We start from the raw sequence: 18,888 nt of genomic DNA, 5'->3' as shown, positions 1-18,888 counted from the left end.
AGGCAACGCCATCCATGCCGCCTGACTGCCGGACGATGGCGCCCCTGAAATCATCCACTGGTCAAGCCCTCGTTCCGAAGGACCGAATGCACGAATTATTTTTGAATTCCATTTGACTGAATAAATAAGCGGTGCGAAGCTGAGCTCTCCTAAGGGGCGCACGTCATGGCACTGCGGGGGACCAATCAGGAGTTCGGGCGGCCGTACAACCGGCGCATCGTGCTTGAATCCATCCGCCTGCAGGGACCAATCGCCCGCGGCGAGATCGCCAGGCGCGTCGGGCTCACCGTCCAGACCGTGTCGACCATCGTTCGCGAACTCGAAGAGCAGGGCTACATCCTTTCGCTGCGCGAAGAGCCGAAGGGTCGCGGCCTGCCCCCGGCGACCCTGCGCCTCAATCCCGAGGGCGGCTATGCCGTCGGTATCCACATCACTCCGTTCGGCATCAGTGCCGCCTTGATCAATCTGAGCGGCGACGTGATCGAGAGCACGTACCGCGAAGCCCCGAGCGCGACGCCCGACCACGCCTTCGACCTGATCGGAGCAATGGTGGTTGAATTGACCAGATTGCGGGCTGGCGGGCGGGTCCTCGGGGTCGGCCTCGCCCTGCCCGGCCCGTTCGGCGTCGAGTCCATGAGCTTTGTCGGCCCCACCACCATGACCGGCTGGAAGGATGTGGCGCTGCGTGAGCGGTTGGCGGCTTCGACCGGACTGCCGGCCTTTTTTGAAACCGACATGGCGGCGGCCGCCATGGGCGAGCGCCTCTACGGCCTCGGCGCGCAATTTTCCGAATACTATTATCTCTATTTCGGCGTTGGTTTGGGCGGCGTCATGGTTCATGACGGCAGCGTGTTGCGCGGCGCCTGGGGAAATGCCGGCGAGGTCGGGCACATTCCCGTCGTTCCAGGTGGCGAGGCTTGCCCCTGCGGCAACAGCGGTTGTCTCGAAAGGTACCTGTCGCTCGAGGCGCTCCGGCGCTGGAATGGCAGCGAGGCCGATTGGGTGGCGGAAGTCGCCGCGATCTTTCGCAATGCCGTCGCCATCATCGAGAACCTGTTCGACCCCGAGACCATCATCCTCGGCGGACTGGCATCCACCGACCTGCTCGAACGGCTGGCCGGTTCAACCGAAGGCCTGCACAACTCCGTCTCGGCGCGAAAGGACCGCACGACGCCGCGCGTCATGGTCGCGCGGGGCGGGCAGCATTCGGTGTTGCGCGGCGCAGCCGCCCTTGCGGTTTCCGGGGTGCTGTCGCCGCGCTTCGGCCAGATCTTCACGGCTGAACGCGAACGCGGGCGCGATCTTCTGAAAACCGGAGGAATTGCGGCATGAGCGAACCTCTGCTGGTGCTCGACAACGTCACCAAGAACTATGGCGCGATCGAAGCGCTGAAGGGGATCAGCTTCTCGATCGGCAAGGGCGAGGTCGTGGCGCTGCTGGGCGACAATGGCGCCGGCAAATCGACACTGGTCAAGATCATCGCCGGCGGGCTGGAGCCGACCTCGGGGCGCATGCTGTTCGAGGGCAAGGAGTTCCTTGCCAGGTCGCCGGCAGAGGCCAAGGCGGCGGGCATCGAAACCGTCTATCAGGACCTGTCGCTGTGCACCAATGTCGACGTGGTCGCCAATTTTTTCATGGGCCGCGAGATCACCAGGAAGGTTCTTGGCATCCCCGTGCTCGATGAGCGCGCGATGGAGGCCGTCGTCGAAAAGGCACTGGCTAGCGCGGGCACGCGCATTCCTTCGCTGCGCACCAATGTCGAGCATCTCTCCGGCGGCCAGCGGCAGGCCATCGAGCTCAACCGGTTCGTGCATTGGGGCGGCAAGCTGGTGCTGCTCGATGAACCGTTCGCCGCCCTCGGCGTCGAGCAGACGCGGCGCGGTCTCGACATGATCCGCCAGGTGGCGAGCCAGGGCATCGGCGTCGTCATCATCACCCATATCATGCAGCAGGCCTTCCAGGTCGCCGACCGGATCGTGGTGATCCGCCAGGGCGTCGTGGCGGGCGATGTCGCACGCAACAAAACAAGTCCCGATGCGGTGATCAACATGATCACCGGGGAGACGCTTGCCGGTGCCGGACCGGCGGGCTGAGGGACAAAGAGGGGTCCGGCTCAACAGGAGCGAACGACATGAAGCGAATACTTCTTGCTGTCTTCGGTATCCTGGCACTGGCCTTTGCCACGCTTATGCCGGCATTCGCCCAGTCCAAAGGTACTGTCTACTACATGGTGCCGACACTGCTCGACGAGTTCCAGACCGGCTCGGTGAGCGCCCTGGAGCTGTTCCTGAAGCAGGTCGGCTATGAGATGAAGGCGCTGAACGCCGACAACAAGACCGACGCCCAGCAGTCGCAGATGAACGACGTCATTGCGCTGAAGCCGGCGGCGATCATCCTCGCCGCCGTCGATTTCAATGCGCTGAAACCGTCGATCGAAGCCGCACGCGCCGCCGGCATTCCGGTGGTCGAGTTCGACCGCCAGATCACGTCGACGCCCTCCGACTTCACCTCGGTCGCAGGAACGGTCGAGATCGGCTACGTCGCCGCGGACCAGGCCGAGAAGCTGCTCAAAGCCAAGAACGGCGCGGTGAAGGGCAAGGTCCTGCAGGTGCTTGGCGACCCTGGCGATCCCTATACGCTCGACATCCAGAAGGGCTTTGAGGAGAAGCTGAAGGCGTTTCCCGACGTCAAGATCATCTCGCTTCCAGCCATGCAATGGGAAGCCAGCAATGCCGGCACCATCGTCGCCGACCAGATGCTTGCCAACCCCGACATCGACCTGATCTTCAGCCATGCCGCTCACCTGTCGGTGGCTGCCGTCGCCTCGCTCGAGGCCGCCGGCAAGAAGCCGGGCGACGTCATGCTGATGAGCTCGAACGGCGCTCCGGTCGGCCTCGACCTGATCCGCAAGGGCTGGCTCAATGTCGAAGTCGAGCAGCCGCTCTACGCACAGGCGGCGGCTGTTGCCATGTTCATGGACAAGATCGTCAAGAAGGAAGAGATCAAGCCCGGCGAATACGACGTGCTCGGCTTGAAATCGACCGTGACCAAGGAAGCCTGGGGCCCGAACATCAAGATCCCCGGCGCCGCCATCACCAAGGAAAATGTCGACAACCCTGCCTTCTGGGGCAATCAGAAGCCGTCGACGGAGGCCATCAAGTCCGTCGAATAGGCCCGTCGCATGAAACGCCCCGGGCCATCTCGGCCCGGGGCCAATCCTCTGCAATTCCAATCGCGCATGATCCCTTGCGGAAATCGAATTGATTTCAGGGGGATGCGCCAGCCGGATCAGCCCATGAACCCCCGCACGCGCCACGCCCTGGAGTTCGTCCTCGACAACCTCGTCTGGTTCATGCTGCTGTTCGTGCTGGTGGTGTTCTCCATCTTCATCCCGAACTATTTCCAGCTCGGCATCTTCGCCAACATCATCGAGGCGTCGAGCGTTCTCGGCGTCATGTCGATCGGCCTGGCGCTGGTCATCATCGCCGGCCACATGGACCTGTCGGTCGAATCCGTCGCAGCGCTCAGCGCCATGGCGGTCGGAATCCTGTTCTGCTCGTCGGGCATAGGCCTTGGCGTGCAACTGCATCCGGAATGGCTGATGGTTCCGGTCTCGCTGCTGCTGGCGGTTGCCGTCGGCGGCCTCATCGGCGCCTGCAACGGCTATCTGGTGGTGCGGGTGAAGATGAGCGCCTTCATCATCACGCTGGCGTCCTACATCTGGGTGCGCGGCCTGGTGCTGGTGATTTCGGGCGGCCGTTCGGCGCAGGATCTTGCGCCAGCCATCCGCTGGTTCGGCATCCAGCGCCTCGTCGGCCTGCCGCTCACCGCCTGGATCGCGATTGCCTGTTTCGTCGTCTTCTCGCTGATCATGGCGAAGACACCGTTCGGCCGGCATCTGGTGATGATCGGCGGTAACGAGACGGCGACCTTCCGCGCCGGCATCCGGGTGAACCGCAACCTGATCATCGCCTTCGTGCTGGCCGGCGCCATTGCCGGCCTTGCCGGCTGGCTGCTGGCGATCCGCACCTCGGGCGCCACCGCCAATCTCGGTGTCGGCCTTTTGTTCAACGCCTTCGCCGCCGTCGTCATCGGCGGCGTCAGCCTGAAAGGCGGTGTCGGCACCCTGCCCGGCGTCTATGCCGGTGTGCTTTTGCTCTCGGCGATCAACACGGCGATCAACCTGATGGGCCTGCCGGCCAATTACACCCAGGTGATCCATGGCCTGCTGGTGCTGGCCGCCGTGCTGCTCGACGCTTTCAAGCAAACCATTCGCCAAAGACTGGCATGACAGGACGGCTCGCATGACCGCACGACTAGAAGGCAAGGTGGCGCTGATCGTCGGCAGCGCCCGTGGCATCGGCAAGGGCATCGCGCGGCGCTTCGCCGAAGAAGGCGCAAAGCTGGTCCTCGCCGATACCGAGCTCGAAGCCGGGCAAGCGACGGCGGCCGAACTGGGCGTCCCCTTCATCGGCACCGACATTTCGTTGATGACCGAGGCCGAGGCCGCGGTGGCGCTGGCGCTCGAACACCACGGCCGCCTCGATATCGTCGTGCAGAATGCCGGCATCTATCCCTGGCAGCTGATCGAGAACACCAGCACCGACGACTGGGACCGCGTCATGGCGGTCAATCTGCGCGGCACCTTCAATGCCACCCGCGCCGCCCTGGTGCCGATGAAGGCGCAGCGCTACGGGCGCATGCTCTACACCTCCTCCATTACCGGCCCGCACGTGACCAGCCCCGGCCACGGCCACTATTCAGCCAGCAAGGCCGGCATCAACGGCTTCATCCGTGCCGCGGCACTCGAATTCTCCGGCTACGGCATCACTGTCAACGGCGTCGAGCCCGGCAACATCCTCACCGAGGCGATCGAGCTGCATCGCGGCGCGGCCTATATCAAGAACATGGAAGACTCCATCCCGCTCGGCCGTCTTGGCAGCCCGCGCGACGTCGCCAATGCCTTCCTGTTCCTCGCCTCCGACGATGCCAGCTACATCACCGGAACGACCATTGTCGTCGATGGAGGGCAATTGCTGCCCGAGGGCAACGACTTCCGGCTCCTGCCGCCTTGATCGCTGCGCCCCGCGGCGCTCCGAAGCGGTAGTGCTTCCTCGGAAGACTTCGCGGCTGTCCAACAATACTGTTGAACTCGAATTGCGAGGCACTTCGCTGGTGCCGAACAGGATGACCCTACGTCTTTATATCAGATGACTCTAATGCAACCGTAGGATACAGTTTCCGTTGGGGAAATGCCAAACAACGGGAGGACCAAATGGCTGTCATCAACGGAACCGTCGGCAACGATATCAATCCCGGCGTTCAGGACCTGGTCGGCAACGACACCATCAACGCATTGGCCGGTGACGACTTAATTTTCATGGCGATTGGCGGCAATGACCAGGTGAATGGAGGGGACGGGGAGGATGACATTGTCTACGAGGCTTACACAAATGGCCTGACCATCAACATGCAGACTGGTGTCGTCACCGACGGCTTGGGCAACACCGACACGCTCAACAGTGTCGAGGCGGTGAACGCCAGCTACTTCGCAGACAACATCACGATGCGAAATGACGGCTTTTGGGCGTATGCCCGGGCGGGCAACGACATCATCCATCTGGGATCAAACGGCGGTATGATACTGCCGGGAAGCGGCACCGACACCATCATTGGCGGCGCCGGCAACGATTTGGTCTCCTACAGGGACGACGGTTTCGACTATGGAAATGACGTCGATGGCGGCGGCATCATCGCCCATGGTGCCACGATCAATTTGACAACCGGCGTTGTAATTGACGGCTGGGGCTTCACGGATACCCTGACCAGCATCGAGTATGCTGAAGGCACCCAGTTCGCCGACATCATCACCGGCACAAGCGGCAGCAACTATCTTGCCGGCGACGAGGGCAATGACACGCTGGACGGCAAGGCTGGTGCCGACGCCATGCAAGGCGGGGCCGGCAACGACACCTACTTCGTCGACAATGCCGGCGATATCGTCGATGAGAGCACGACCGGCGCCAACGGCACCGATATCGTCAATGGCTATATCTCGATCAACCTCAGCGATGGAAACCACTTCAAGGGCAATATCGAGAACGTCGCACTGCGCAGTGCGGCATCGATCAACGCCACCGGCAACAGCCTGGCCAATGCGCTGACCGGCAATTCGGGCGTCAACACGCTGACCGGCCTCGGCGGCAACGACACGCTGGACGGCAAGGAAGGCGCCGACACCATGCAAGGCGGCATCGGCGACGACACCTACTATGTCGACAATGCCGGCGATCACGTGATCGAGCTCAACGGCCAGGGCACCGACAATGTGCAGGCCTATGTCAGCTTCAGTCTTTCCGGCCAGGAGCTGGAGAACCTGGCGTTGCGGAGCGGCGCCTCGATCAACGGCACCGGCAATTCGATAGCCAACACCATCACTGGCAACAGTGGCAACAACGTCATCGACGGCCTTGGCGGCGCCGACACCATGAGTGGCAGCACCGGCAACGACACCTACTATGTCGACAATGCCGGCGATCACGTGATCGAGGCCAGTGGTCAGGGCTCTGACACGGTCAACAGCGCGATTTCCTTCAATCTGTCAGGCCAGGAACTGGAAAACCTGACGCTGATCACCGCGGCAAACATCAACGGAACTGGCAATGCCCTCGCCAACGTTCTCAATGGCAATTCCGGCGTCAATACGCTGATCGGCCTTGAAGGCAACGACACACTGGACGGCAAGGGTGGTGCCGACACGATGCAGGGCGATCTCGGCAACGACACCTACTATGTCGACAACGCCGGCGATCATGCGATCGAAGCCAGTGGCCAGGGCACCGACAATGTGCAGGCCTATGTAAGCTTCAACATGGGTGGCCAGGAGTTGGAGAATCTGGCGCTGAGAGGTGCTGCATCGATCAACGGCACCGGCAATTCCTTTGCCAATGTCATTACTGGCAACAGCGGCAACAACGTCATCGACGGCCTTGGCGGCGCCGACACCATGAGTGGCAGCACCGGCAACGACACCTACTATGTCGACAATGCCGGCGATCACGTGATCGAGGCCAGTGGTCAGGGCACTGACACGGTCAACAGCGCGATCTCCTTCAATCTCTCAGGCCAGGACCTGGAAAACCTGACGCTGACTGGATCGGCGAACATCGACGGCACCGGCAATTCCATTGCCAACATCATCACTGGCAACAGTGGTGTAAATACACTTTTGGGCCTCGGCGGCAACGACATCTTCAGAGGAGGCCTCGGCAATGATGTTATGGATGGTGGAGATGGTCTCGACACGGCCGACTACAGCAACCAAACCTCTGCCGTTGCCGTAAGTCTAACCAAGTCCGTTGACGCTCAAGTCACGATCGGCGGGATCGCGGAAGATACTATTCGCAACATCGAGAACGTCACCGGCGGCAGTGGTGGCGACACATTGAACGGCGATGGTTTCGTCAACATTCTCATCGGCGGCGGCGGCAACGATACAATAAGCGGCAAGGACGGGAACGACACGCTCATTGGCGGAGACGGAAATGATATCATCAACGGCAATTCAGGCGACGACAGGCTGATTGGCGGACGTGGAAATGACACGATGAATGGCAATTCCGGCCTTGACACGGTCGACTACAGTACCGACGTCAGCAGCGGCGCCATACATGGTATCCTCGTCAATCTCTGGGGAGTCGGCTCGCAACTGGGGTTGGCAGCCGATACCGCAACGGATTCGTTTGGGAATACGGATACCGTAGCCACTATCCGCAATGTCACCGGTACGCAGTTTGCGGATCAGATATATGGCGGCGAGCATGACAACACCCTGACTGCCGGCGCGGGCAACGACATCCTCGACGGCCACCTGGGCAACGATACACTGATCGGCGGAACTGGCAGCGACATTTTCCATTTCCATACAGCGCTCGACGCCTTGACCAATGTCGATACCATCACCGACTTCTCGGTCGCCGACGACACCATCCAGGTCGACAATGCGATCTTTGCAGCGCTTGGCGGCAATGGCACGCTGACGGCGGACCAGTTCGTCAAGAACACCACCGGCCTTGCCGCCGACGGCAACGATCACATCATCTACGAGACCGACACCGGCTGGCTCACCTATGACAGCAACGGCAGTGCGGCGGGCGGTTCCACCCACTTCGCCACGCTGGCCGCAAACCTGGCACTGACCAACGCCGATTTCGTCGTGGTGTAGGGAGTCACGAAAACAGCCCGCCACATGGGGCCCGCCACATCAGGACTGTGTGACGGGCTCCCGTTCCCAGCGGGGGTTGTGCGGTTGCTGGCTCCAGAGCAGTTCACCGTTTCACGGAAACGGCGAACCGCTCTGACTCTTTGTTTTGACGTAATTCCCTGAGGGAAAGCGCTGCGCGCTTTTCCCGGGAAAACCGTTTCACACTTTTCCTGGAATTGCTCCAGGGGAAGCGCCGGCGCCTCACGCTTTCATTGAAGAAATCTGGCGTGCGATGACGGGGTCGACCCGTTCCTGTTCCTCACCTCCGACGCTGCCAGCTACATCACCGGCACGACCATCGTCGTCGATGGCGGACAATTGCTGCCCGAGGGCGACGACTTCCGGCTCCTGCCGCTGTGATCGCTGCGCCCTGCGGCGCTCCGAAGCTGTAAAGCTTCCTCGAAAAACTTCGCGGCTGTCCAACAATACTGTTGAACTCGAATTGCGAGGCACTTCGCCGGCGTTGAACAAGCTGACCCTACGTTCTTTGCATGAGATGACTCTAATGCAACCTTCGGCTACAGTTGCCCATGGGGAATACCATACAGCGGGAGGATCAAAATGGCAGTCATCAACGGAACCGTCGGCAACGATATCAATCCCGACATTCAAGACCTGATCGGCAACGACACAATCAACGCATTGGCTGGTGACGACTACATTCGCATGGCGATTGGCGGCAATGACCAGGTGAATGGAGGGGACGGCATCGACGTCGTTTTCTACGAGACTTACTCAAACGGCCTGACCATCAACATGCAGACTGGTGTCGTCACCGACGGCCTCGGCAACACCGACACGCTCAACAGTGTCGAGTCCGTGAACGCCAGCCACTTCGCAGACAACATCACGATGCGAAATGACGGCTTTTGGGTGTTTGCCCGGGCAGGCAACGACATCATCCATCTGGGATCAAACGGCGGCACGGTGTTCGCGGGAAGCGGCACCGACACCATCATTGGCGGCGCCGGCGAAGATATGGTTTCCTACAGGGACGACAGCCTTGACTATGGAGTTGACGTCGACGGCGGCGGCATCATCACACATGGTGCCACGATCAATTTGGCGACCGGCGTAGTAACTGACGGCTGGGGCTTCACGGATACGCTGACCGGCATCGAGGATGCCGAAGGCACCCAGTTCGCCGACACCATCACCGGGACAACCGGCAGCAACTATCTCGCGGGTGACGACGGCGCCGATACTATCAATGGCGGCGTGTCGGCGACCGTGGACGATTTCGATTTCTTGAGCGGCGGCAACGGCAACGACACCTTGACGGCGGTTGCCGCTACCGTGTCGGGGGACCAGGGCAATGACAGGATCATTGCACAGACCTCCGGAAACACGGACATCGACTATGTCGAACTCCTCTATGCCGGCGCGACGACTGCCATCGTGGCCAACCTCACGGCACAGGCTCGCGCTGGCCTTGCGGCCGGATCGAATGCCATCGGTTTTGCCATCGCAGATGGGCAAGGTGGTGTCGATCGCGTATCCGGCATTCATGCCATCGACGACACCGCCTTTGGCGACACGTTCATCGTCGATGCCTCCTATACCAACACATTCGGCGGCTACATGGATTTCTATCTCGGCGCCGGGAACGATGTTGTAAGGTTCCTGGCCGGCACGGAGGGAGGCCGGGTCAACTACAACGGAGCGGGCGGCGCGGTTCTGGTCGACCTGCAGGGCGGCTATGCCCACGACATGGACGAGAGCAATCTCTTCATCGGCTACGACACATTGGTCGGCGTGAACAACGCGCGTGGAACCGCGTTCAACGACGGGCTTTATGGCAACGCGGCTGACAATCAGCTGCGTGGCCGTGGCGGCAACGATGTTCTGATGGGCCATGACGGCAACAACACGCTCTGGGGCGATGAGCGTGATGGTTCAAGCGACCTGAGTTACGGCAATGACTCAATTTACGGCGAAGGCGGAAACGACACGTTGAATGGCGGCCGGGGAGCCGATCTTCTGGATGGTGGCACAGGCGCCGACATCATGCGTGGAGGTGGCGAAAACGACACCTACTATGTCGACAATGCAGGCGATCAGGTCATCGAGCTCAACGGCCAGGGCATCGACAATGTCCAGGCCTATGTCAGCTTCAACCTCTCCGGGCAGGAACTGGAGAACCTGGCGCTGCGCAGCGGGGCTTCCATCAATGGCACCGGCAATTCGATCGCCAACATCATCACCGGCAATTCGGGCAACAACGTCATCGATGGCCTCGGCGGCGGCGACACGATGAGCGGCAGCACCGGCAACGACACCTACTACGTCGACAATGCCGGTGATAAGGTGATCGAGCTCAACGGCCAGGGCACCGACAATGTGCAGGCCTATGTCTCCTTCAACCTGTCGGGACAGGAACTGGAGAACCTGGCGCTGCGAAGCACCGGCAACATCATCGGCACCGGCAATTCGATCGCCAATGCCATCACCGGCAATTCGGGCGCGAATGTCATCAACGGCCTGCTCGGTAACGACACGCTGTCCGGCAGCACCGGCAACGATACCTTTGCCTTCACCACGGCGCTCAATGCCTCGACCAATGTCGACCGCATCACCGACTTCTCGGTCGCCGAGGACACCATCCAGGTCGACAACGCCATTTTCGCGGCGCTTGGCGGCAACGGCACGCTGACAGCGGACCAGTTCATCAAGAACACCACCGGCCTTGCCGGCGACGGCACCGATCACATCATCTACGAGACCGACACCGGCTGGCTCTACTATGACAGCAATGGCAGTGCCGCTGGCGGCTCCACCCATTTCGCCACGCTGGCCGCCAATTTAGCGCTGACCAACGCCGATTTCGTCGTGGTGTGAGTAAAACAAAAATAGGCCGCCCCGGCGTGAGCCGGGGCGGCGACGGGTTTCCCTGCAGAAAAACCTGAAGCGTAATCATCGTCATTGCGTTTGATCGTGGCGAGAATGGCGAGCTATTCCCGGCGTTCAGGCCAGCCGATCAACAGAGCGAACAACGTTCGATACGGACGGACGGCAGGGTCCCCTTGCCGGCACGAAATATTGCGAGAAAATTTCGGCGACATCGGCCAGATACAGAGCGCACATAGACCGCATCGCTGTAGCTACCAGAAGAAATTTTAAAGTGGCACCGATCATGGATGCCACGCCAGTGCTTTGGAGAACAAATGTCTGTCCTCAACGTCGCCACAACACATGATTACGTCCCAGACGATCTGGCCAATATTACTGCAATCAATTTCACGGGGCCGACATATGCGGGGGCAATTTTCAGCGCTAGTCAATTTGGCCCGGGAAAAATCTCAGATTCGGTCGCCATCAACGGCAACGATCATGGCGACGAGATCCATGTGCGCCTGATCGCTGGAAACAGTTTTTCAGCGCAGGCATGGACCTTCAGCGGCTGGAACCCTCCAAGCGCTGCGATTAATTTCCTGGGCACCAGCGGCGCGGACACCGTCACCGGTTCGAGCATGGTGGATACCTTCTACACCCGTGGTGGCGTCGACATCATCCATGGCGGCTTCGGCGACGACTTTTTCTTGTTTCAACCAGCAGATGCGGCCCGCGCCGGTTCGACCTTTGACGGCGGAGCAGGTAACGACACCATTGATCTCAATGGGGGCGCCGGGAGCTTCTACGATTTCTCCACCTCGACTTTTACCCAGATGGAAATATTGCGTTCGATAAGCTTCGATTTTACGGCCATTTTTGGTTCACAGCAAATCGGCGCTGGCCATATCAATCGGGTTGTCGGCAACACCGCGAACACCCAGGTGCTGAGCGTCAACGGCACAAATATCGATCTTTCAGGCGTGACGTTCGACCATTGGGGCGGCGCTCACCAGACTATCGACCTGAATGGCAACGCAGGTAGCGATCACCTGATCGGTTCGGGTCAAAATGATCTGCTTGACGGGGGCATCGGGTCCGATTCCATGGTAGGTGGCGCCGGCAGCGACACTTATTATTTCGATGATACCGGCGATAGCGTCGATGAAAGCACCGCCGGCGCCAACGGCACCGATACCGTCAAAGGCTATATCTCGATCAACCTTGGCGATGGCAACCATTTCACAGGCAATATCGAGAACGTCGCGCTTCGGAGCGCCGCCTCGATCGACGCCACCGGCAATAGCCTGGCCAACACGCTGACCGGAAATTCCGGCAACAACGTACTGGACGGCAAAGGCGGCGCCGACACGATGAGCGGAGCGCAAGGCGACGACACCTACTTCGTCGACAATGCCGGCGATATCGTCAGTGAAAGCACCGTCGGCGCCAACGGGACCGATATCGTCAACAGCTATATCTCGATCAGTCTCAGCGATGGCAATCACTTCACGGGCAATATCGAGCACGTCGCACTGCGCAGTGCGGCTTCGATCAACGCCACCGGCAACAGCCTGGCCAATGCGCTGAACGGCAATTCGGGCGTCAACACGCTCACCGGCCTGGGCGGCATCGATACGCTGGACGGCAAGGAAGGGGCCGACACCATGCAAGGCGGCATCGGCAACGACACCTACTATGTCGACAATGTGCCGGGGATCACGTGATCGAGCTCAACGGCCAGGGCACCGACAATGTTCAGGCCTATGTCTCTTTCAACCTGTCGGGACAGGAGTTGGAGAACCTGGCGTTGCGCAGCTCGGCTTCGATCAACGGCACCGGCAACTCCATTGCCAATATCATCACCGGCAATTCGGGCGCGAATGTCATCAACGGCCTGCTCGGCAATGACACGCTCTCCGGCAGCACCGGCAACGACAGTTTCTGCCGTTGCTGTCATAGGTAAGCCAGCCGGTGTCGGTCTCGTAGATGATGTGATCGTTGCCGTCACCGGCAAGGCCGGTTGTGTTCTTGACGAACTGGTCGGCGGTCAGCGTACCGTTGCCGCCAAGCGCTGCGAAGATCGCATTGTCGACCTGGATGGTGTCTGCGACCACCGAGAAATCGGTGATGTGGTCGACATTGGTCGAAGCGTTGAGCGCCGTGGTGAAGACCAGTGCGGCAGGCGGCTCAATCCATTTCGCCACGCTGGCCGCCAACCTCGCGCTCACCAACGCCGATTTCGTGGTGATCTGAACGCGGCTTGTGCGCAATCCCAACAACGCACCATGTCGGCGACCTCTGAGTTTGTAGCGATCTTCACCGCGCTCACCGAATTCCGTTCATGTGCCAGTAGGCGATGCCGGCTGCTGGCCATTCCCACCACGCCGGCAACGAAAGGGAACAAGCCATGCCTATCGGACGCATCGGACAGGACTTCATCGTCAATTCGACGACAACAAACAGTCAGTACAGCCCCGTGATCACAGCGCTGGCCGACGGCCGCTTCGTGGCCACCTGGCAGTCCACTGATACCGGCGACGGCGCTGGCAGCTGCATCCGTGCCCACATCTATAACGCCGACGGTTCAGCGGCCGGCAGCGACTTCATCGTCAATTCGACAGCAACGAGCGATCAATCTAACACCGCGATCACGGCGCTGGCCGATGGCCGCTTCGTGGCCACCTGGCAGTCCGGTGACACCGGCGACGGCGATGGCTATTGCATCCGCGCCCGCGTCTACAACGCTGATGGCAGTGCGGGCGGCAGCGACTTCATCGTCAACTCGACAGCAACTGGCTATCAGTCCAGCCCCGCAATCACGGCGCTGGCCGATGGCCGCTTCGTGGCCACCTGGCAGTCCTACGACGCCGGCGACGGGAGCAACAGCTGCATCCGCGCTCACATCTACAACGCCGACGGTTCAGCGGCCGGCAGCGACTTCATCGTCAATTCGACAGCAACGAGCGATCAGGCTAGCCCTGCGATCACGGCGCTGGCCGATGGCCGCTTCGTGACCACGTGGGAGTCCCACGAAACCAGCGACGGCGACGGCAATTGCATCCGCGCCCGCATCTACAACGCCAACGGTTCAGCGGCCGGCAGCGATTTCATCGTCAACTCGACGACAGTGGGTGATCCGTATAGCCCCGCGATCACGGCGCTGGCTGATGGCCGCTTCGTGGCCACCTGGCAGTCCAATGATGGCAGCGACGGGGAAGGCAGCTGCATCCGCGCCCGCATCTACAACGCCAACGGCTCAGCGGCCGGCAGCGACTTCATCGTCAATTCGACGGCAGCGGGTAATCAGTATAACCCCGCGATCACTGTGCTGGCCGATGGCCGCTTCGTGGCCTCCTGGCAGTCCAGTGATACCGGCGACGGCGACGGCAGCTGCATCCGCGCCCACCTCTACAACGCCGACGGTTCAGCGGCCGGCAGCGACTTCATCGTCAATTCGACGACAACTGGCCCTCAGTATAACTCGGCAATCACGGCGCTGGCCGATGGCCGTTTCGTGGCCACCTGGGAGTCCAGTGATACCGGCGATGGCAGCGGCAGCTGCGTCCGCGCCCAGATCTTCGACCCGACCATCTTCGTCGGTACGGCCGGCAAGGACATCTGGCAGGGCAGCAATGTCTTCGCAGACCATATCAATGGCGGCACCAGCGCTGACACGCTGTCGGGTCTTGGTGGTGACGATACGATCAGCGGCGATGCCGGCAACGACATGCTCGACGGTGGCGCCGGCAGCGACAAGCTGTTTGGTGGAGCCCATAACGATACACTCAACGGTGGCGCCGGCGCCGATCTGATGAGCGGCGGCACCGGCGATGACACCTATTGGGTCGACAATGCCGGTGACCATGTCATCGAACTGAATGGCCAGGGCATCGACAACGTGCAGAGCACCATCTCCTTCAACCTCTCCGGTCAGGAGTTGGAGAACCTGGCGCTGCGGACCGGCGCCTCGATCAACGGCACCGGAAATTCCATTGCCAACGTCATCACCGGCAATTCGGGCGTCAACATCCTGATCGGCCTTGGCGGCAACGATACGCTGGACGGCAAGGAAGGCGCCGACACCATGCAAGGCGGCATCGGCAACGACACCTATTATGTCGACAATGCCGGCGACCATGTCGTCGAGGCCAATGGCCAAGGCACCGACAATGTGCAGGCCTATGTCTCGTTCAACCTGTCGGGCCAGGAGCTGGAGAACCTGGCGCTGCGGACCGGCGCCTCGATCAACGGCACCGGCAATTCCATTGCCAATGTCATCACCGGCAATTCGGGCGCCAACGTCATCAACGGCCTCCTCGGCAACGACACGCTGAGCGGCAGCACCGGCAACGACACCTTCGTCTTCACCACGGCGCTCAACGCTTCGACCAATGTCGACCACATCACCCGCTTGGCGGCAACGGCACACTGACGGCGGCGCAGTTCGTCAAGAACACCACCGGCCTTGCCGGCGACGGCAACGACCACATCATCTACGAGACGGATACCGGCTGGCTCACCTATGACAGCAACGGCAGTGCGGCTGGCGGCTCAATCCATTTCGCCACACTCGCCGCCAACCTCGCGCTCACCAACGCGGATTTCGTGGTGGTGTAAGCAAGGCAACGCAAACAGCCCGTCACCTCGGCCCGTCACATCAGGACTGTGTGACGGGCTCCCGGCGCCAGCGACGGCTATGCGGTTGCTGGCGCCAGGGGAGTGCTGGCGCCACAGGGCTTTTGATTGAAGAAATCTGGTGGGCGATGACGGGCTCGAACCGCCGACATCTTCGGTGTAAACGTATAGCTACCATATCCCGCAAGTTCCCGTCAGATCATCGATTGATTGTTTTTACTAAGGTTTTTACGACGAGGCATCTTTCCAAATCACCTGAGTTCCCATACTAGCTGTTGCTAGGCTGTAGCTAGGGCGGTAATCTGTGCCTCTTAACAAAACTGACATTGACGATATGCCTGCCGATTCCACACTTTGGGATTCTGGGCGCGGGTCAGTTGCGGGCTTCGGGGTTAGACGGCAGCGCAAGCACCCGACGTTCTGCCTGAAATACAGCCAGAGCGGCAAGCAAAGGTGGCTTACGATAGGCCGCTATGGATCTCCTTGGACGGTTGATCAAGCACGGACTGAGGCCAAGCGGCTGCTCGGTTTAGTCGCGGCAGGAGAAGATCCGGCAGCCGATAGGGATCGCCCCAAGCCGCCAACTATGGGCGATCTCTGTGATCGGTACATGGAGGTTGCCGAGGCCGGGGCTATCCTGACGCGCTTTAGTCGGCCGAAGAAGCAATCGACCCTCTCAATCGATAGAGGCCGCATCGACCGCCACATCAAGCCTCTAATTGGAACCGTTGCAGTTACGGCGATCGACGGCCGGGCTGTCAAACGTCTGATTGAGGACATCACTGTCGGCAAGACGAAAGCGCGCATAAAGACCAAGCCGCGAGGCAGAGCGAACGTCACGGGGGGCGCGGCCACCGCTGCCCGTGTCGCGGACTTGTTGTCCGGCATCATGACGTGGGCGGTGGACGAAGGTTTCATAGACCGAAACCCAGTGCACAAAGTACGGCGATTTCGAAGCGAGGCTAAACAGCGTTTTCTCGACGCAACGGAGCTTGGTCGGCTCGGCACTGTGCTTACTAGAGGCAGGGATGCGGAAGACAAAGAAATCCATCCATACGCTCTCTCCATCATCAAGTTGCTTTGTCTCACTGGATGTCGGATCGGAGAGATTACAGGGCTTCGTTGGACCGAGCTTGACACCTCTCTTAGCTGCCTGAGACTCGCCGATACAAAGACGGGTAAGAGCCTCCGGCCAATCGGCGGGGCTGCACTGGCTGTCTTCAAGGTCCAGCGTCGCGTGGCAGGTAAGTCGTTTGTGTTCCCCGGCTCAAAGGGGAACGCTGCCTATCAAGGTATCGGCAAAGAAGCTCGGCGAATCTTTGCAGCTGCTGAAGTTGAGAACGCGACGCCGCACAGTCTGCGTCACACGTTCGCGTCAGTCGCTTCTGGGCTGGGGTACTCGGATGGCACGATAGCGGGATTGCTTGGGCACAAAGGCAGAGGAGTCACCTCACGATACGTGCATCTGCCGGACAAGGCGCTCGCTTCGGCTGCCCAAGCTGTCAGCGCCGATATCGCCGCAGCCCTGTCACGACCTAGAACAATTCCGGCGATTGAAGTAGCTCCTGTCGATCAAGCTGTTGAGAAGACCTAAAGGTTTGATTTTAAACCGATTCTTGACAATGGGAAAACATTCCTGTATACTGTCGGCGGCCAGTTGCGTCGTTTGGCGCGGCTTGGGTCAGACGCTAACAGGAGCTCGAAAATGCCTTTGACAGATCGACCCGACACGCCGTGTCGGCACCACGCACAGCACACCGCAAGGGGCCATCTGGCCCCTTTGTCATATCTGGAGGCAGGCCAATGAATGTCGCCTCCGAGACCACGCGCTCGCTAATCGTTTTCGGCAGGGATGACTCCCGCAAGCCCCACGCTTCCGTGTTCCTGCTACCCGAGGTCGAGGCCGCGGAAAGCGCTGCAAGGCTGATGGGGATGCATTCGCACCGCGTTGAGCCCGGCGAAGCACCCGAGATCGTCATGCGCCTTCCGGCTGGCAAGCTGTTCGACAGCGGCAAGGCTTTCGTGCCGTTCGTTAAGGCCGAAACTTATCAGCGCATCGCAGCCCTTGCGGGCGTCGCTGACGAGCGCGACGGCGGGTCGGGCGACGACAAGGCCACCAATAGCCCCGAAAACGCCTCAGCGGGCTCGCCTGAGGCCGTGGCGGGCCATGGCGGGGGCGACGGTGGCGCTGGCGGTAACGGTAGCGACCTTTGGGCAAAGCTGTCCGTCGGCGACATGGTGCTGGCGTCAGAGGGGCCCGATGAAGGATATTTCGAAGCCCGGATTATGAAGGCGAAAGCCAAGGGCATCTACACCCTGAAGTTCAGGGATTACCCAGATTCCCCGCAGATCGACCGCAGCTACTACCAGCTCGGCCTGATCCACCCCCGCCAGCTGGCGAAGAAATAATCGGCCTTACCAACGGGCCGGGTTCGTCCTGGCCCGTCACCCCCTCAATCACACGTTCCATTAGGAGGACCCACCCAATGACATGCTCAACAGAGCGCGTCGGTCGGCTGTCAGCGGCTGACAGAACCGCGCGTATTCGGACCTTAAACGACCAGCTGCGCCAGACGGGCGCTGGCGGGCGCATGGTGATGACCGCCGGTGTCGCCGCACTGCCTGCCCAAGAGATCGGCGCCATTCTTTTGGCCATCGCCAACTTCGACGCATTCGACGAGAACAACGATCCATGGGGCCAGCATGATTGTGCCCTCCTGCACGTCGGCGATCGGCAGTTGTTCTTCAAAATAGACTACTATGACCGGGCGCTCGTAAACCTATCGCCGGACCCGGCCGACCCCACCGTCACGATACGCGTCATGACGGTGATGCTGCCGGAGGAATACTGATGCTGGCACACGCCCCTTTGCCGAAATCATTTGCCTGCCTTCCGACCCGCCCTCAGAGATTTTGGTCGTTCGCTACCGTCAGGTGGAACAAGCAAAAACTCGGCTATGTCAACGCCCAACGCGGAGGCCAAGCGATCAAGCAGATCGACAGATGGATTGAACTTTTGGGTTTCAATTTCGCTGATAGTCCCACGATCAACTCCTGCGTCGAGAGAGAGGCTTTCCTGACTGATCCGCTTTGCGGCTCGAATACGTCGAAGATTCCATGCAATGCGGCTACGTCCATCCATGCGGAAGACGCGACCA

Annotated in this window: 15 protein-coding genes and 2 pseudogenes; 16 read left to right on the top strand and 1 reads right to left on the bottom strand. The window is 60.6% G+C overall.

The window, feature by feature from the left end; translation table 11 throughout:
- Positions 1 to 165: 165 nt before the first annotated feature.
- The 16 genes and pseudogenes from CGZ66_RS16685 to CGZ66_RS16610 all read left to right on the top strand — a co-directional run bounded on the left by CGZ66_RS16685 (position 166) and on the right by CGZ66_RS16610 (position 18,582).
- Entirely contained in the window at positions 166 to 1,332 is a 1,167-nt protein-coding gene (locus CGZ66_RS16685) for an ROK family transcriptional regulator (protein ID WP_095085357.1), read from the top strand.
- Positions 1,329 to 2,093 carry an ATP-binding cassette domain-containing protein gene (locus CGZ66_RS16680; protein ID WP_027028608.1) on the top strand — a complete coding sequence of 255 codons (765 nt, stop codon included), beginning with the start codon at positions 1,329 to 1,331 and terminating at the stop codon, positions 2,091 to 2,093. The genes CGZ66_RS16685 and CGZ66_RS16680 overlap by 4 nt, the downstream gene beginning before the upstream one ends.
- Before the next feature lie 38 nt (positions 2,094 to 2,131).
- Positions 2,132 to 3,172 (top strand): sugar ABC transporter substrate-binding protein, encoded by a 1,041-nt coding sequence (locus CGZ66_RS16675; RefSeq protein WP_095085355.1) that lies wholly within the window; start codon positions 2,132 to 2,134, stop codon positions 3,170 to 3,172.
- A 123-nt stretch (positions 3,173 to 3,295) separates the two neighbouring features.
- Positions 3,296 to 4,291: an ABC transporter permease gene (locus tag CGZ66_RS16670; RefSeq protein WP_095085669.1), complete on the top strand. Its 996-nt coding sequence runs from the start codon at positions 3,296 to 3,298 to the stop codon at positions 4,289 to 4,291.
- 13 nt (positions 4,292 to 4,304) lie between these two features.
- A complete protein-coding gene (locus CGZ66_RS16665; protein WP_095085353.1) occupies positions 4,305 to 5,075 on the top strand; it encodes an SDR family oxidoreductase in 771 nt (256 codons plus the stop codon).
- Between the two features lie 200 nt (positions 5,076 to 5,275).
- The gene (locus CGZ66_RS16660) at positions 5,276 to 8,224 is read left to right on the top strand and encodes a beta strand repeat-containing protein (RefSeq protein WP_095085351.1); all 2,949 of its coding nucleotides are present in this window, start codon (positions 5,276 to 5,278) and stop codon (positions 8,222 to 8,224) included.
- 273 nt (positions 8,225 to 8,497) lie between these two features.
- A pseudogene (locus CGZ66_RS40800) lies at positions 8,498 to 8,623 on the top strand (3-oxoacyl-[acyl-carrier-protein] reductase); the annotation flags it as partial.
- Between the two features lie 201 nt (positions 8,624 to 8,824).
- Positions 8,825 to 11,101 carry a beta strand repeat-containing protein gene (locus CGZ66_RS16650; RefSeq protein ID WP_095085347.1) on the top strand — a complete coding sequence of 759 codons (2,277 nt, stop codon included), beginning with the start codon at positions 8,825 to 8,827 and terminating at the stop codon, positions 11,099 to 11,101.
- 326 nt (positions 11,102 to 11,427) lie between these two features.
- Entirely contained in the window at positions 11,428 to 12,819 is a 1,392-nt protein-coding gene (locus CGZ66_RS16640) for a calcium-binding protein (RefSeq protein WP_095085345.1), read from the top strand.
- Positions 12,816 to 13,058, top strand: a complete 243-nt coding sequence (locus CGZ66_RS16635; RefSeq protein ID WP_095085343.1) for a hypothetical protein — start codon at positions 12,816 to 12,818, stop codon at positions 13,056 to 13,058. Before CGZ66_RS16640 ends, CGZ66_RS16635 begins: the two co-directional genes overlap by 4 nt.
- Positions 13,059 to 13,123: 65 nt before the next feature.
- Entirely contained in the window at positions 13,124 to 13,348 is a 225-nt protein-coding gene (locus CGZ66_RS41535; protein ID WP_143748773.1) for a hypothetical protein, read from the top strand.
- 154 nt (positions 13,349 to 13,502) lie between these two features.
- The gene (locus tag CGZ66_RS16625; RefSeq protein ID WP_206073721.1) at positions 13,503 to 15,527 is read left to right on the top strand and encodes a calcium-binding protein; all 2,025 of its coding nucleotides are present in this window, start codon (positions 13,503 to 13,505) and stop codon (positions 15,525 to 15,527) included.
- A gap of 537 nt (positions 15,528 to 16,064) precedes the next feature.
- A pseudogene (locus CGZ66_RS41745) lies at positions 16,065 to 16,286 on the top strand (Arm DNA-binding domain-containing protein); the annotation flags it as partial.
- 54 nt (positions 16,287 to 16,340) lie between these two features.
- On the top strand, positions 16,341 to 17,324 hold the full coding sequence (locus tag CGZ66_RS16620) for a tyrosine-type recombinase/integrase (protein ID WP_245331127.1): 984 nt from the start codon (positions 16,341 to 16,343) through the stop codon (positions 17,322 to 17,324).
- A gap of 209 nt (positions 17,325 to 17,533) precedes the next feature.
- Positions 17,534 to 18,139, top strand: coding sequence for a hypothetical protein (locus CGZ66_RS16615; protein WP_095085335.1), 606 nt, complete (start codon positions 17,534 to 17,536; stop codon positions 18,137 to 18,139).
- Positions 18,140 to 18,321: 182 nt separating this feature from the next.
- Positions 18,322 to 18,582, top strand: coding sequence for a DUF3768 domain-containing protein (locus tag CGZ66_RS16610; protein ID WP_245331126.1), 261 nt, complete (start codon positions 18,322 to 18,324; stop codon positions 18,580 to 18,582).
- Between the two features lie 26 nt (positions 18,583 to 18,608).
- On the opposite strand, the gene CGZ66_RS16605 is transcribed toward CGZ66_RS16610, so the two are convergent.
- Positions 18,609 to 18,872, bottom strand: coding sequence for a helix-turn-helix transcriptional regulator (locus CGZ66_RS16605; RefSeq protein WP_095085666.1), 264 nt, complete (start codon positions 18,870 to 18,872; stop codon positions 18,609 to 18,611).
- Positions 18,873 to 18,888 lie beyond the last annotated feature (16 nt).

The sequence above is a fragment of the Mesorhizobium sophorae genome, assembly GCF_002270415.1.
GTDB lineage: Bacteria > Pseudomonadota > Alphaproteobacteria > Rhizobiales > Rhizobiaceae > Mesorhizobium > Mesorhizobium sophorae.
This window is presented reverse-complemented; position numbering and strand designations above follow the sequence as displayed.